Consider the following 14,057-nt stretch of genomic DNA (forward strand, 5'->3'; position numbering starts at 1 on the left):
ATGAGGATCCTGGTGCTGGGCGGAACGGTCTTCCTCTCCCGGGAGGTCGCGGCGGCGGCGGTGGACCGCGGGCACGAGGTGGTCTGCGCCTGTCGGGGTGAGTCGGGTGCGGTGCCTGCGGGCGCCGAGCTGGTCCGCTGGGACTGGTCCGAGGAGCCGCCCGCGGCGCTGGCCGACCCCGGGGCGGGCGCCGGGTTCGACGCGGTGGTCCAGGTCGGTCGGCTGCCGGGCGTGGTCGCCCGCGCCGTCGCGCTGCTGCCCGACGCCCACCACCTCTTCGTCTCCTCGGTGAGCGCGTACGCCGACGACGCCTCGCCGGCCGGCCCGGGCCAGGGCGTGCTGCACCCGGCGCTGCACCAGGACCTCGACCTGGCCGAGCACCCCGCGGCGTACGGGCCGATGAAGGTCGCGTGCGAGGAGGTCGTGCGGGCCGGCGCGGCGAGGGCGACGGTGGTGCGGCCCGGGCTGATCGTCGGTCCCGGCGACCCGACCGGGCGGTTCACGTACTGGGCCGAGCGCCTGGCGGCGGCCGGGGCGGGGGAGCGGGTGCTGGCGCCCGGCAGCCCCGAGGACGTCGTCCAGGTGATCGACGTGCGGGACCTGGCGGCGTGGATCGTGGCGCTCGCCGAGCGCGGCACGACGGGCACCTACGACGCCGTCGGGGAGCCGGTGCGCATCGCCGACCTGCTCGCCGCCGCCGGGACTGCGGCGGAGCTGGTCTGGGTGGACGCGGAGTTCCTCGCCGCCCACGGTGTGGAGCCCTGGGCCGGCCCGGAGTCGCTGCCGCTGTGGCTCCCGCGCCCCGCGTACGACGGGATGCTGGCCCACGACCCGACGCCGGCGATCGACGCCGGACTGGCGCTGCGACCCCTCGCGGAGACCTTCGCCGACACCGCGGCGTGGCTGGGTGCGGAGCCGGGCGCCGTGGTCACCGGGCTCTCCCGCGACCGGGAGGGCGAGGTGCTGGCGGAGTGGGCTGCCGCGGCGGGGCCGGGGTCGGGTCGTGTGCCTGAGGCACGCGCATAGGCGGGTCTGGGGCACACGACCCAGTCAGCGCCGGACTGCCGGCCCCCAGAAGAAATGACTTACAGACAGTCTTGACTGTTTGTTTGCGCGGGGGCACGATGTGGCCGTGGCCACAGCACCGACCCGCGTCCCGCAGGAGGAGCGCACCCGTGCCATGCGCGCCCGGCTGCTGGAGGCCACCGTCGAGCTGCTCGTCGAGAAGGGGTTCGGCGGCACCAGCACCACGCTGGTCTCCGAACGCGCCGGGGTCAGCAGGGGCGCCCAGCTCCACCACTTCCCGACCAAGAACGACCTCGTCGTCGCCGCCGTCGCCCACCTGACGGAGATCCGGGGCAGTGACCTGGAGCGCGCCGCCGCCGCGTTGCCGGACGGCACACACCGCACCCTCGCCGTGCTGGAGATGCTCGGTGACCACTTCGCCTCGCCCGTCTTCACCGCGGCCCTGGAGCTGTGGGTCGCCGCACGGACCGACCCCGCCCTCCACGATGCCGTGGCCCCGCTCGAGCAGCGGGTCGGCCGCGAGACCCACCGGCTCACCGTCGAGCTGCTCGGCGTCGACGAGTCCCAGCCGGGTGCGCGCGAGCTCGTCCAGGCCACGCTCGACCTGGTCCGCGGCCTCGGCCTGGCCGCGACGCTCGGCGACGACACCGCACGCCGCCGGCGGATCCTCGCGCAGTGGGCGCGCACCCTCGACACGGCCCTGGCGCCCGACCGCGCGACCCCGGCAGACTCCGCCACCCCCGCGCGACCACAGCTTCCGCAGCAGAAGGAGACCCGATGAGCGTCCTGGACGACGTCCTGGCGGACCTGACCGCCGAGGGCGACCAGCTGAGGGCGGCCGTGGCCGGCCTCGACCCGGCGCAGTGGGCCACGCCCACCCCGGCGCCCGGGTGGAGCATCGCGACCCAGGTCGCGCACCTGCTGTGGACCGACGAGGTCGCGGCGCTGGCCGCCGCCGCGCACACGCCGGCGGGCAAGGAGGCCTGGGACGCCGTGGTCCTCGCCGCGATCAACGACCCGACGGGCTACGTCGACGCCTGTGCCCTGGAGGTCGCGGACCTGCCGCCGTCCGCGCTGCTGGCCCGTTGGGACGCGGCACGCGCCGGCCTCCAGGAGGCGCTGCGCGCGGTGCCCGAGGGGCAGCGGATGCCGTGGTTCGGCCCGCCGATGTCGCCCACCTCGATGGGCACGGCGCGGTTCATGGAGACCTGGGCCCACTCCCTCGACGTCTACGACGCGCTCGCCGCCGGCGCCGGGCTCGCCCGCCCCGAGCCGACCGACCGGATCCGCCACGTCGCCCACATCGGTGTCCGCACCCGGAACTTCGCCTTCGGTCAGCGCCAGATGGAGCCGCCCGCCGAGGAGTTCCGCGTCGAGCTCACCGCGCCCAGCGGTGCCACCTGGGCCTGGGGGCCCGAGGACGCCGCCCAGCGGGTCAGCGGGTCGGCGTACGAGTTCTGCCAGCTGGTCACCCAGCGCCTCCACCGCGACGACACCGACCTGGCCGCCGTCGGCGAGGAGGCCGAGCGCTGGCTCGGCATCGCCCAGGCCTTCGCCGGCCCTCCGGGCGGCGGACGAGACCCGAAGGGGGAGGACGCATGAGCGCGCCCATCCGGATCGGCAACTGCTCCGGCTTCTACGGCGACCGGCTGAGCGCCCTGCGCGAGCAGCTCGACGGTGGCCACCTCGACGTGATCACCGGCGACTACCTGGCCGAGCTGACCATGCTGATCCTCGGCAAGGACACGATCCGCGACGCCGACCTCGGCTACGCCCGGACGTTCCTCACCCAGCTCGAGGACACCCTCGGCGACGCGCTGTCCCGGGGCGTCAAGATCGTCTCCAACGCCGGCGGCCTCAACCCCGCCGGGCTCGCCGCCAAGGTCCGCGAGCTCGCCGACCGCCTCGGCGTGCCGGCGAAGGTCGCCCACGTCGAGGGCGACGACCTCCGCGGCTCCGGCCGGTTCGAGGCCGCGCTGACCGCCAACGCCTACCTCGGCGCCTTCGGCATCGCCTCCGCGCTCGCCGCCGGCGCCGACATCGTGATCACCGGGCGGGTCACCGATGCCTCGGTGGTCGTCGGCCCCGCGATCGCCCACCACGGATGGAAGCCCGAGGACCACGACGAGCTCGCCGGGGCGGTCGCCGCCGGCCACGTGATCGAGTGCGGCACCCAGGCGACCGGAGGCAACTTCTCCGGCTTCGTCGACCTGTTCCGCGCCGGCCGCCCGATGACCCGCCCGCTCGGCTTCCCGATCGCCGAGATCGCCGCCGACGGCTCCAGCGTGATCACCAAGCACGAGGGCACCGGCGGCGCCGTCACCGTGGACACCGTCACCGCCCAGCTGCTCTACGAGATCCAGTCCACCCGCTACCTCAACCCCGACGTCACCACCCGGCTGGACTCGATCCGGCTGCGCGAGGTCGGCACCGACCGGGTGGAGATCTCCGGGGTGACCGGCGCCCCGCCGCCGGAGCGGCTCAAGGTCGCGGTCACCACCGTCGGCGGCTGGCGCAACCAGGCGGAGTTCGTGCTCACCGGCCTCGACATCGACGCCAAGGCCGACTGGCTGCGCGAGCAGCTGACCCCGCACCTGGTCGCCGACGAGGTCGCCTGGAGCCTCTCGGGCCACCGTGCCGCCGACGCCGACACCGAGGAGGGCGCCTCCGTGCTGCTCCGGTGCGTGGTGAAGGACCCCGCGCCCGACCCGGTCGGCAAGGCGTTCACCTCGCCCCTGGTCGAGCTCGCCCTGGCCTCCTACCCCGGCTTCACCATGACCACGCCGCCGGGCAAGCCGTCGCCGTACGGCGTCTACACGCCGGCGTACGTCGACCGGGGCGACGTCGAGCACACGGTGGTGCACGCCGACGGCAGCCGCGAGGTGATCGCCGACCCGGGCACCTACCTGGAGCAGGTCGCGCCCGACGAGCTCGACCCGGCGCTGGGGCGGCGGCCGTCGCCGTACCCCGCCCCGGCGGACACGATCACCCGCCGGATGCCGCTGGGCGCGTTCGTGCACGCCCGCTCCGGTGACAAGGGCGGCAACGCCAACATCGGCCTCTGGGTCAAGAACGACGGCTCGGAGCGGTACGCGGCGCGGGTCACCTGGCTGGCCAAGCTGATGAGCCCGCGCAAGGTGCGCGAGCTGATCCCGGAGGCATCCGACCTCGACGTCGACGTCTACCTGCTGCCCAACCTCGGCGCGGTCAACGTCGTCGTCCACGGGCTGCTCGGCGACGGCGTGGCCGCCTCGACCCGGTTCGACCCGCAGGCCAAGGGGCTGGGCGAGTGGATGCGCAGCCGCGCGGTGCACATCCAGGAGGACCTCGTATGAGCGCCGTGCCGACTCGTGGGGCGGGTCGTGTGCCCCAGGCATCGCCGGGCCGGGGTCTCGGGCACACGACCCCCGCCGGGTCCATCGACGGAGGAGCGCGATGAGCTGGGACGGCATCTGGGACGACGAGCGTCGCGCGCTGCGCGAGGCCGCCGCGGAGTTCGCCCGCCGCGAGATCATCCCCGACCTCGCCGACTGGGAGGACGCCGGCGAGCTGCCGCGCAGCCTGACCCGGGCCACGGCCAAGGCCGGGATGCTGAGCATCGGCTACCCCGAGGAGGTCGGCGGGGACGGTGGCGACCTGATCGACGTCTGCGCGTTCCAGGAGGGGCTGATGTCCGCCGGCGTCTCCGGCGGTCTGATGGCCTCGCTGTTCACCCACGGCATCGCGGTGCCGCACATGATCGCCCACGGCTCGCCGTACCTCCTCGACGCCTACGTCCGGCCCACGCTGGCCGGGGAGAAGATCGGCAGCCTCGGGATCACCGAGCCCGGCGGCGGCTCCGACGTCGCCGGCCTGACCACCCGCGCGGTCCGCGACGGCGACCACTGGGTGATCAACGGCGCCAAGACCTTCATCACCTCGGCGGTCCGCGGCGACTACGTGGTCACCGCGTGCCGCACCGGCGAGGCCGGCCACGCCGGCATCTCCCTGATCGTCGTCGACCAGGGCACCCCCGGGTTCTCGGTGAGCCGGTCGCTGCGGAAGATGGGCTGGCACTGCTCCGACACCGCCGAGCTCGCCTACGACGACGTGCGGGTCCCGGTCGAGAACCTGGTCGGGGAGGAGAACCAGGGCTTCTACTACATCGCCGAGCAGTTCGTCGTCGAGCGGATCCTGCTCGCCCTCCAGGGCTACGGCCACGCGATGCGCTGCCTCGACCTCGCCGCCGGCTACGCCCGCGAGCGCGAGACGTTCGGCAAGCCGCTGGTGAGGAACCAGGTGGTCCGCGCCCAGCTCGTCGAGATGCACCGCCAGGTCGAGGTGGCCCGGACCTACACGCTCGAGGTGGCGCGCCGGCACCTCGCCGGCGAGTCGGTCATCGCCGAGGCGTGCCTGGCCAAGCAGACCTCGGTCGACACCGCGGTCGCGGTCAGCGACCTGGCCGTCCAGCTCTTCGGCGGCGCCGGCTACCTGCACGGCACCGAGGTCGAGCGGCACTACCGCGACGCCCGGATCCTGCCGATCGGCGGGGGCGCCACCGAGGTGCTCACCGACCTCGCCGCCCGGCTGCTCGGCTACGCCTGACCCCGAGACCCTCGACGACTCCCCTCCCGCTCCCGACGTACCGCTCCCGATCTTCCCGAAGGACAAGCGATGCCCCTGATCAAGCCGCTCACCGGCTCCGTGTCGGTGCACATGCGCGCCACCCCCGACCAGGTCTGGGACCTGGTCAGCGACGTCACCCGGATCGGCGAGTTCTCCCCGGAGACCTTCGAGGCGGTCTGGACCCACGGCTCGACCGGGCCCGAGGTCGGCGCCCGGTTCAAGGGCCACGTCAAGCGCAACGGCGTCGGCCCCGTCTACTGGTCGCCCTGCACGGTCACCGCCTGCGTGCCCGGGGAGCTCTTCGAGTTCTCCGTCGGGCTGGACGCCAACCCGATCAACAACTGGGGCTACCGCCTCGAGCCGGCCACCGAGGGCGGGGTCGAGGGCACCCGGGTGACGGAGTACTTCCGGCTCAGCCCGGCCTGGTACGTCCGCGCCTACTGGGTGCTGCTCGGCCACCTGCGGGGACGGACCAACGAGCGCGGGATGCGCACCACCCTGGAGCGGATGAAGGCCGTCCTCGAGGCCGAAGGAGCACAGCAGTGACCGCGACCGGGACCGAGGAGCTGACGGTGGAGGCGACCCGTCGGCGGGCGATGCTCGCCAAGATCGACGAGCTCCACGCCGAGCAGGCCAAGGCCGTCGAGGCCGGCGGCAAGTACATCGCCCGCCACCAGCAGCGCGGGAAGCTCACCGCCCGCGAGCGGATCGACCTGCTCGTCGACGAAGGCTCGGCGTTCCTGGAGCTGATGCCGCTGGCCGGCTGGGGCAGCGACTTCGCCGTCGGCGCCTCGATGGTGACCGGGATCGGCGTGGTCGAGGGCGTCGAGTGCATGATCGTCGCCAACGACCCCACGGTGAAGGGCGGCGCGCTCAACCCGTGGTCGGTGAAGAAGTCGTTCCGGGCCGCCGAGATCGCCGCGGTCAACGGCCTGCCGACCATCAACCTGACGGAGTCCGGCGGCGCCGACCTGCCGACCCAGAAGGAGATCTTCATCCCCGGCGGCCGCGGGTTCCGCGACCTGACCCGGGCCTCGGCCGCCAAGCGGCCGACGATCTCCGTGGTCTTCGGCAACTCCACCGCCGGCGGCGCCTACGTGCCCGGCATGAGCGACTACGTGATCATGGTCAAGGAGCAGGCGAAGGTGTTCCTCGCCGGTCCGCCGCTGGTCAAGATGGCCACCGGCGAGGAGACCGACGACGAGAGCCTCGGCGGCGCCGAGATGCACGCCCGGACGTCGGGACTGGCCGACTTCCTGGCCGTCGACGAGCGCGACGCGATCCGCCTGGCCCGGCGTACCGTCGCCCGGCTGAACTGGCGCAAGGCCGGTTTCGAGGCTCGCTGCGCTCGCGCCTCAACCAACGGGTACCTGGAGGAGTACGCCGAACCGGACCTCGACCCCGAGGACCTGCTCGACCTGATCCCCACCGACCTCAAGGAGCCGTTCGACCCGCGCGAGGCGATCCTGCGCATCGTCGACGGCACCGGCCCCGGCAACGAGGTCCCCTTCGACGAGTTCAAGCCGCTCTACGGCAGCGCGCTCTGCGTCGGCTGGGCCCGGTTGCACGGACGCCCGATCGGCATCCTGGCCAATGCCCGCGGCGTCCTGATGAGCGAGGAGGCGCAGAAGGCGGCGCAGTTCGTGCAGCTGGCCAACCAGAAGGACACGCCGCTGCTCTTCCTGCACAACACCACCGGCTACATGGTCGGCAAGGAGTACGAGCAGAACGGCATCATCAAGCACGGCGCGATGATGATCAACGCGATTTCCAACTCGACGGTGCCGCACCTGACGGTGATCATGGGCGCCTCCTACGGCGCCGGCAACTACGGCATGAACGGCCGCGCCTACGACCCGCGGTTCCTCTTCGCCTGGCCCAGCGCCAAGTCCGCGGTGATGGGCCCGGCGCAGCTGGCCGGCGTCCTCGAGATCGTCGCCCGGCAGTCCGCCGAGTCCCGCGGGCAGGTCTTCGACGCCGACGGCTTCGCGCCGATGAAGGCCGCCGTGGAGCAGCAGATCGAGGAGCAGTCGCTGCCCTACGTCCTCTCCGGGATGGTCTACGACGACGGCGTGATCGACCCGCGCGACACCCGGTCGGTGCTCGGCATCTGCCTCTCCGCCATCGACACCCAGCCGATCGAGGGCGCCATGAGCTTCGGCGTCTTCCGGATGTGAGCGAGCAGCGACATGCGAGGAACGAGCACGGCGCGTCGCGAGCTCAGGGTGAGCAAGCCCTGCGACCGAGGGACGAGGTCGCAGCGGGCGCGTCGAAACCAGAACGTCGACCCCAGAGGAACCATCTGATGATCACCCGTGTCCTCGTCGCCAACCGCGGCGAGATCGCCCGCCGCGTCGTCCGCACCTGCCGCCGCCTGGGCATCGAGACCGTCGCCGTCCACTCCGACGCCGACGCCGGGCTGCCGTTCGTGGCCGAGGCCGATGCCGCCGTCCGGCTGCCGGGCAACACCCCCGCCGAGACCTACCTGCGCGGCGACCTCGTGATCGAGGCCGCGAAGCGGGCCGGCGCCGACGCCGTCCACCCGGGCTACGGCTTCCTGTCGGAGAATGCCGGGTTCGCCCGCGCGGTCGCCGAGGCCGGCCTGACCTGGATCGGTCCCGAGCCCGACTCGATCGAGCGGATGGGCTCCAAGATCGAGTCCAAGAAGCTGATGGAGGCCGCCGGGGTCCCGGTGCTCGGCAACCTGTCGGTCGACACCGCCACCGAGGCGGACCTGCCGCTGCTGGTCAAGGCGTCCGCAGGCGGCGGCGGCCGCGGCATGCGGGTGGTCCGGGCGTTGGCCGACCTGGCCGGCGAGGTGGAGAAGGCGTCCGCCGAGGCGGCCTCGGCGTTCGGCGACGGCACCGTCTTCGTCGAGCCGTACGTCGAGCGCGGCCGCCACGTCGAGGTGCAGATCGTGGGCGACGGCGCCGGCGGCGTGCTGGTGCTCGGCGAGCGCGACTGCTCGCTGCAGCGGCGCCACCAGAAGGTCGTCGAGGAGTCCCCGGCGCCCGGCCTGACCGCGGCCGTCGCGGACGCCCTGCACGAGGCTGCCCGCAAGGCGGGCGAGGCGATCTCCTACCGCGGCGCCGGCACCGTGGAGTTCCTCTACGACGCCGACACCGAGCGCTTCTACTTCCTCGAGATGAACACCCGGCTCCAGGTCGAGCACCCGGTCACCGAGCTGGTGCACGGCGTCGACCTGGTCGAGCTGCAGCTCGACGTCGCCGAGGGCCGTCCGCTGGACCTGGACGCGCCGGCGCCGCAGGGCCACGCGATCGAGGTCCGGCTGTACGCCGAGGACCCGGCCGCGGGCTACGCGCCGCAGACGGGCCTGTTGCACGAGCTCGCGATCGACCACGACGACGCCTTCGGGCTCGTGGGCCACGGCATCCGCCTCGACACCGGCTTCGAGTCCGGCGACGAGGTCGGCACCTTCTACGACGCGATGCTGGCCAAGGTGATCGCCTACGCCCCGACCCGGGCCCAGGCCGCGCGGGCGCTGGCCCGCACGCTGGAGACCGCCCGGATCCATGGCCTGGTCACCAACCGCGACCAGCTGGTCGCCTCGCTGCGGCACCCGGCGTTCCTCGACGTCACCGGCGTGGCCACCTCCTTCTTCGAGGACCACCCGGAGACGCTGACCGGCACCGGACCGGCGGGGGCCGACCCGCTGCTGCCGTTCGCCGGCGCGGTCGCGCTGGCCGAGCACCGCCGCAGGGGCGCCAGGGTCCAGTCCCGGATCCCCGGCGGATTCCGCAACGTCGTCGCGGCCCCGCAGGTGACCCGGTTCGAGGCCGGCGGCGCCGAGGTCGAGGTCGCCTGGTTCGGCGGCCGTGCGGGCTACCGGCCCGCCGCCGAGGAGCAGGGCGCCGTCACGGTGCTCGCCGCCTCGCCCGAGGAGGTCGTCCTCGACGTCGAGGGTGTGACCCGCCGCTATGCGACGCGCGTGGTCGCCGGCCCCGGCGCGCCCGGTCCCGAGGCGGTGCTGGCGGACGGCCCCCGCGGCGGCGTCACCCTGCGCGTCGTACCGCGCTTCGTGGATCCCTCCAGCCGGGTCGCCGAGGGATCCCTGCTGGCGCCGATGCCCGGCAGCGTGGTCGCGGTGCACGCGGCGGTCGGCGACGAGGTCGCCGAGGGGCAGCCGATCCTCGTCATGGAGGCCATGAAGATGCAGCACACCATCGCCGCGCCGTACGCCGGCACGGTGACCGAGCTGTCCGCGGCCGTGGGGCAGCAGGTCGAGGCGGGCACCGTGCTCGCCGTCGTACAACCGGTCGAGCCCGTGGAAGGGGAGAACGCATGACCACCACCATGTTCACCGAGCCCGACGAGCGGGTCGCTCTGCGCGAGGCGGTCGCCAAGCTGGCCGGCAAGTACGGCCGCGAGTACGTCGAGAAGCAGGCCCGCGAGGGCGGCAAGATGACCGAGATGTGGCTGGAGATGGGCCGCAACGGCTTCCTCGGGGTCAACATCCCCGAGCAGTACGGCGGCGGCGGTGGCGGGATGAGCGACCTGGCCGCGGTGCTCGAGGAGTGCGCCGCCGCGGGCGCCCCGCTGCTGATGATGGTGGTCTCCCCGGCCATCTGCGGCTCGATCATCGGCCGCTGCGGGACCGAGGAGCAGAAGAAGCGCTGGCTGCCCGGCATCGCCGACGGCACCCACCTGATGGCGTTCGGCATCACCGAGGCCGACGCCGGCTCCAACTCCCACCAGATCACCACCACCGCCACCCGTGACGGCGACACGTGGGTGCTGAAGGGGCAGAAGACCTTCATCTCCGGCGTCGACGAGGCGCAGTCGGTGCTGGTGGTCGCGCGCACCGCCGACGCCAGGACCGGCAAGCTCAAGCCGGCGCTCTTCGTGGTGCCCACCGACGCCGAGGGCTTCACCCGGCAGTCGATCCCGATGTCCTGGCAGGCGCCGGAGAAGCAGTTCACGCTCTTCTTCGACGACGTCCGGGTGCCCGCCGACGCGCTGGTCGGCGACGAGGACGCGGGGCTCTGGCAGCTCTTCGCCGGCCTCAACCCCGAGCGGATCATGGGCGGCGCGTTCTCCTGCGGGATGGCCCGCTACGCCCTGGACAAGGCGGTCGCCTACGCCCAGGAGCGGACCGTCTGGAAGGAGCCGATCGGCTCCCACCAGGGCATCGCGCACCCGCTGGCGAAGACGAAGATCGAGCTGGAGCAGGCGCGCCTGCTGTGGCAGAAGGCGGCGGCGCTCTACGACGCCGGCGACGACATGGCCGCCGGCGAGTACGCCAACATGGCCAAGTACGCCGGCGGCGAGGTGGCCTGCAACGCCACCGACGTCGCGGTGCACACCCACGGCGGCAACGGGCTGACCCAGGAGTACGGCCTGGGCAACATGCTGGTCGCCGCCCGCCTGGGCCGGATCGCGCCGGTGAGCCGGGAGATGATCCTCAACTTCGTCGCGATGCACTCCCTGGGGCTGCCCAAGTCCTACTGAGCCGATTCTGGGAGCCGGTCGGAGTAGGGATCGTCACGTCCGGCCATGTCGACATATGCGCGGCCAGCGACGGACCGGACGCTAGGTTGGCGGGCGTGGGTGTCGTGGGTTCGGTCGACAGGGAGCAGCGCCGCAACTCGGCGCTCGGCTTCCCGCTGGCCGTGATCTACAAGTTCTTCGACGACCAGGGCAACTACCTCGCCGCGATCCTGACCTTCTACGGCTTCCTCGCGATCTTCCCGCTGCTGCTGCTGGCGACCTCGATCCTGGGCTTCGTCCTGGAGGGCAACCCCGGGCTCCAGGAGGAGGTGCTGGACTCGGCGCTCGCGCAGTTCCCGATCATCGGGGACCAGCTCGGGCGACCCGAGGGCCTGCAGGGCTCGACCGCCGGCATCGTGATCGGCTCGGTGACGGCCCTCTACGGTGCCATCGGCCTCGGCCTGGCCCTGCAGAACGTGCAGTCCGCCGCCTGGGGGGTGCCGCGCAACAGCCGGCCGCACCCGGTGATGACCCGGGTCCGCAGCGTGCTGCTGCTGGGCGTCGCCGGCACCGCGATCTTCGGGATCTCGGTCGGCTCGGCGGTCCTCACCGAGACCGAGCTGATCGGCAGCCTGTCCCAGCACGACTGGTTCCACTGGGTGGTGCGGCTGATCGCGCTGGCGCTGCTCGGCACGCTCCTGACGGTGCTGCTGCGGATGGCGGCGGCCCGTGCGGTGAAGAAGCAGGTGGTCCACGTGGCGCCCGGCGCCTACACGATCGCCCTGATGTGGACGATCCTGCAGTACGTCGGGACCGTCTACGTGACCCGGGTGATCGCCAGCGCCCAGGGCAACCAGATGAACGAGACCTTCAGCGTCGTCCTCGGGCTGATGGCGCTGCTCTACGTCGGCGCGATCATGGGCGTGCTGGGCATCGAGGTGAACGTGGTGCTGGCCAACCGGCTGTGGCCGCGCGCGCTGCTCACCCCGTTCACCGACGCGGTCGACCTGACCGACGCCGACCGGCGCGCCTACGCGATGTACGCGCAGATGCAGCGCCACAAGGGCTTCGAGACCGTTGCGGTCCGGTTCGACGGCCGCGACGGAGCCTCGCACTCGATCGTGCTCGACCCGAGGACCGAGCGGGTGATCCGGCAGCACCTGCCCGGGCGCCCGCCGCGAGCGGAGGCCGCCGAGGAGGCGACCCAGCCGGTGGACCTCGCCGAGCTGGCCGCGCGCCGGGAGGCGGCGGAGGAGCCGCACGGCACCGGCTCCTGAGGGGCGAGCGTCGGCGTCACCTGCGCCGCGGCCGCCCCGGACCCGTCGCTGACCACCCGGGAGGTGACGCGGCGGATCAGTCCTCGCGCAGCAGCGCCCGCAGCCGGCCGAGCACCTCGTCATCGAGCCCGAGCCCGTCCCGCAGGTACGACCCCCGGTCGCCGAACTCGCTGTCCACCGCCGCGGCGGCCGCGCGCAGGTAGTCGATGTCCGCGACCAGGGTCGGTTCGAGGATCGCGACCTTCTCCGGTCCGGCGTGCTCGGCGATCAGAGCCTCCGTGCGCGCCCGGCTGGCCGCGTTCAGCACGTTCGTCAGCAGGTAGTCGCTCTCGATGGTCGGGTCGTCCACACCCGCGATGTGCAGCAGCAGCGCCGCCGTCCACCCGGTGCGGTCCTTGCCGGCGGTGCAGTGGAAGAGCTGCTTCCCGCCGGTGGCGAGCTGGCGGAGGACGTCGCCGAGCAGCTCGCGGGTGCGCTGCTCCGTCGCGAACCCGCGGTAGACCCGGCCCATGATGTGCGCGGCCTCCTCGCGGCTGCGCGCGGCGCCGACCTCCGCCATCGGGATCCCGAGGAGGTCGAAGTGCAGACCGACCGCGCCGGGCACCTCCGGGTCGGGGCTCTGCGCGATCTCCATCTCCGAGCGCAGGTCGATGACCGCGGTCAGCCCGAGCTCGGCCAGCGTCGCGGCGTCCTCCTCGGAGATCCGCAGCTCGTTGGAGCGGTAGAACACGCCCCTCCGGACGCGACCCCCGTCGACCGTCGCGTAGCCCGTCCCGGCCACGTCCCGGAAGTTGTCGACGGTCGCCAGGCGCAGGTAGTCGTCGTTGCTCACACCCAGGAGGCTAGGGGGTCCGTGGCTGCCGGGTTCCGCCGCGAGGCGGCAGTGGGACGAACTTCGACGTGCGGGCGGCGTACTCGGGGTAGCCGGGGCGCTTCATCATCGTCTGCTCCAGCAGCCCGGCGCCGGTCGCCTGCACCAGGAAGTAGGTCATCGCGATCGGCGCCAGGACCGTCGCCAGCCCGATCTCCCAGCCGGACGCGACGCCGCCGGCCAGCCACACGCCCCACCACACGCAGGCGTCGCCGAAGTAGTTCGGGTGCCGGGTGTAGCGCCACAGGCCGGTGTCCAGCACCGGCCGCCGACGGTCTCTCGGCGTCGCCTTGTACGCCGCCAGCTGGGCGTCGCCGAGCGCTTCGAAGATCAGCCCGACGGCCCACACCACGGTGCCCAGCGCGAGCACCCACGGGCGCTCCAGCGGCGCGAACGGTGCGGCTGCGGCCGGCCAGGCGACCAGCGCCATCGCCGCGCCCTGGACGGCGAAGACCTTGCGGACCGCGACCCCGAGCCCGACCTCGGCCAGGGTGCCGCCCAGGTGCCGCTCGTAGCGCGGGTCCTCGCCGAGGTGGTTGCGCAGGTGCAGGTGGCGGGCCAGCCGGGCGCCCCAGGAGGCGACCATCGCCGCGAGCAGCCAGGTCCGCCACGGCTCGCCGTCGCCGGCGCCGGTCACGGAGAGCAGGGCGGCGGCCAGCGCGATCGCGGCGAACCCCAGGCCCCAGGCGGTGTCCACGACGACCACCCGGCCCTGGGCACGGGCGACCAGGCTGGTCGCGACCATCGTCAGCGTCGCGACCGCCACCGAGACGGCCGCGCCCAGGAGCAGCGCGGTCAGGGTGTCGCTCACTCCTGGATCCTCCCGCGGA

General features: G+C 73.2%; 12 protein-coding genes. 10 read left to right on the forward strand and 2 right to left on the reverse strand.

Annotation, left to right across the window (positions count from 1 at the left end):
• From E8D34_RS00580 to E8D34_RS00625, 10 genes are all read left to right on the forward strand, one after another.
• Entirely contained in the window at positions 1-1,026 is a 1,026-nt protein-coding gene (locus tag E8D34_RS00580; protein WP_136592637.1) for an NAD-dependent epimerase/dehydratase family protein, read from the forward strand.
• Between the two features lie 106 nt (positions 1,027-1,132).
• Positions 1,133-1,807, forward strand: coding sequence for a TetR/AcrR family transcriptional regulator (locus E8D34_RS00585; RefSeq protein WP_168929284.1), 675 nt, complete (start codon positions 1,133-1,135; stop codon positions 1,805-1,807).
• Complete coding sequence (locus E8D34_RS00590) at positions 1,804-2,628, forward strand: TIGR03084 family metal-binding protein (protein ID WP_136592638.1); 825 nt, start codon at positions 1,804-1,806, stop codon at positions 2,626-2,628. The genes E8D34_RS00585 and E8D34_RS00590 overlap by 4 nt, the downstream gene beginning before the upstream one ends.
• Positions 2,625-4,361 (forward strand): acyclic terpene utilization AtuA family protein, encoded by a 1,737-nt coding sequence (locus tag E8D34_RS00595; protein ID WP_136592639.1) that lies wholly within the window; start codon positions 2,625-2,627, stop codon positions 4,359-4,361. Before E8D34_RS00590 ends, E8D34_RS00595 begins: the two co-directional genes overlap by 4 nt.
• Before the next feature lie 100 nt (positions 4,362-4,461).
• A complete protein-coding gene (locus E8D34_RS00600; protein ID WP_136592640.1) occupies positions 4,462-5,610 on the forward strand; it encodes an acyl-CoA dehydrogenase family protein in 1,149 nt (382 codons plus the stop codon).
• Between the two features lie 69 nt (positions 5,611-5,679).
• Positions 5,680-6,177, forward strand: coding sequence for an SRPBCC family protein (locus tag E8D34_RS00605; protein ID WP_136592641.1), 498 nt, complete (start codon positions 5,680-5,682; stop codon positions 6,175-6,177).
• A 50-nt stretch (positions 6,178-6,227) separates the two neighbouring features.
• Positions 6,228-7,808 (forward strand): acyl-CoA carboxylase subunit beta, encoded by a 1,581-nt coding sequence (locus E8D34_RS00610; RefSeq protein ID WP_136592946.1) that lies wholly within the window; start codon positions 6,228-6,230, stop codon positions 7,806-7,808.
• A 128-nt stretch (positions 7,809-7,936) separates the two neighbouring features.
• On the forward strand, positions 7,937-9,937 hold the full coding sequence (locus tag E8D34_RS00615; protein ID WP_136592642.1) for a biotin carboxylase N-terminal domain-containing protein: 2,001 nt from the start codon (positions 7,937-7,939) through the stop codon (positions 9,935-9,937).
• Complete coding sequence (locus E8D34_RS00620; RefSeq protein WP_136592643.1) at positions 9,934-11,100, forward strand: acyl-CoA dehydrogenase family protein; 1,167 nt, start codon at positions 9,934-9,936, stop codon at positions 11,098-11,100. Before E8D34_RS00615 ends, E8D34_RS00620 begins: the two co-directional genes overlap by 4 nt.
• Before the next feature lie 95 nt (positions 11,101-11,195).
• Positions 11,196-12,356 carry a YhjD/YihY/BrkB family envelope integrity protein gene (locus E8D34_RS00625; RefSeq protein WP_240771007.1) on the forward strand — a complete coding sequence of 387 codons (1,161 nt, stop codon included), beginning with the start codon at positions 11,196-11,198 and terminating at the stop codon, positions 12,354-12,356.
• A 76-nt stretch (positions 12,357-12,432) separates the two neighbouring features.
• On the opposite strand, the gene E8D34_RS00630 is transcribed toward E8D34_RS00625, so the two are convergent.
• Together E8D34_RS00630 and E8D34_RS00635 are read right to left on the reverse strand one after the other, a co-directional pair.
• The gene (locus E8D34_RS00630; RefSeq protein WP_168929285.1) at positions 12,433-13,188 is read right to left on the reverse strand and encodes a tyrosine-protein phosphatase; all 756 of its coding nucleotides are present in this window, start codon (positions 13,186-13,188) and stop codon (positions 12,433-12,435) included.
• Between the two features lie 10 nt (positions 13,189-13,198).
• Positions 13,199-14,038 carry a DUF1295 domain-containing protein gene (locus tag E8D34_RS00635; protein WP_240771008.1) on the reverse strand — a complete coding sequence of 280 codons (840 nt, stop codon included), beginning with the start codon at positions 14,036-14,038 and terminating at the stop codon, positions 13,199-13,201.
• Between the last annotated feature and the right edge of the window lie 19 nt (positions 14,039-14,057).

This window comes from Nocardioides sp. GY 10113 (assembly GCF_004919105.1).
Lineage (GTDB): Bacteria > Actinomycetota > Actinomycetes > Propionibacteriales > Nocardioidaceae > Nocardioides.

Excerpts from the sequence above, each read along its gene's own strand:
- E8D34_RS00590 (WP_136592638.1), top strand. The coding sequence starts at position 1,804 with ATGAGCGTCCTGGACGACGTCCTGGCGGACCTGACCGCCGAGGGCGAC.
- E8D34_RS00605 (WP_136592641.1), top strand. The coding sequence starts at position 5,680 with ATGCCCCTGATCAAGCCGCTCACCGGCTCCGTGTCGGTGCACATGCGC.
- E8D34_RS00600 (WP_136592640.1), top strand. The coding sequence starts at position 4,462 with ATGAGCTGGGACGGCATCTGGGACGACGAGCGTCGCGCGCTGCGCGAG.
- E8D34_RS00615 (WP_136592642.1), top strand. The coding sequence starts at position 7,937 with ATGATCACCCGTGTCCTCGTCGCCAACCGCGGCGAGATCGCCCGCCGC.
- E8D34_RS00610 (WP_136592946.1), top strand. The coding sequence starts at position 6,228 with ATGCTCGCCAAGATCGACGAGCTCCACGCCGAGCAGGCCAAGGCCGTC.
- E8D34_RS00595 (WP_136592639.1), top strand. The coding sequence starts at position 2,625 with ATGAGCGCGCCCATCCGGATCGGCAACTGCTCCGGCTTCTACGGCGAC.
- E8D34_RS00620 (WP_136592643.1), top strand. The coding sequence starts at position 9,934 with ATGACCACCACCATGTTCACCGAGCCCGACGAGCGGGTCGCTCTGCGC.
- E8D34_RS00580 (WP_136592637.1), top strand. The coding sequence starts at position 1 with ATGAGGATCCTGGTGCTGGGCGGAACGGTCTTCCTCTCCCGGGAGGTC.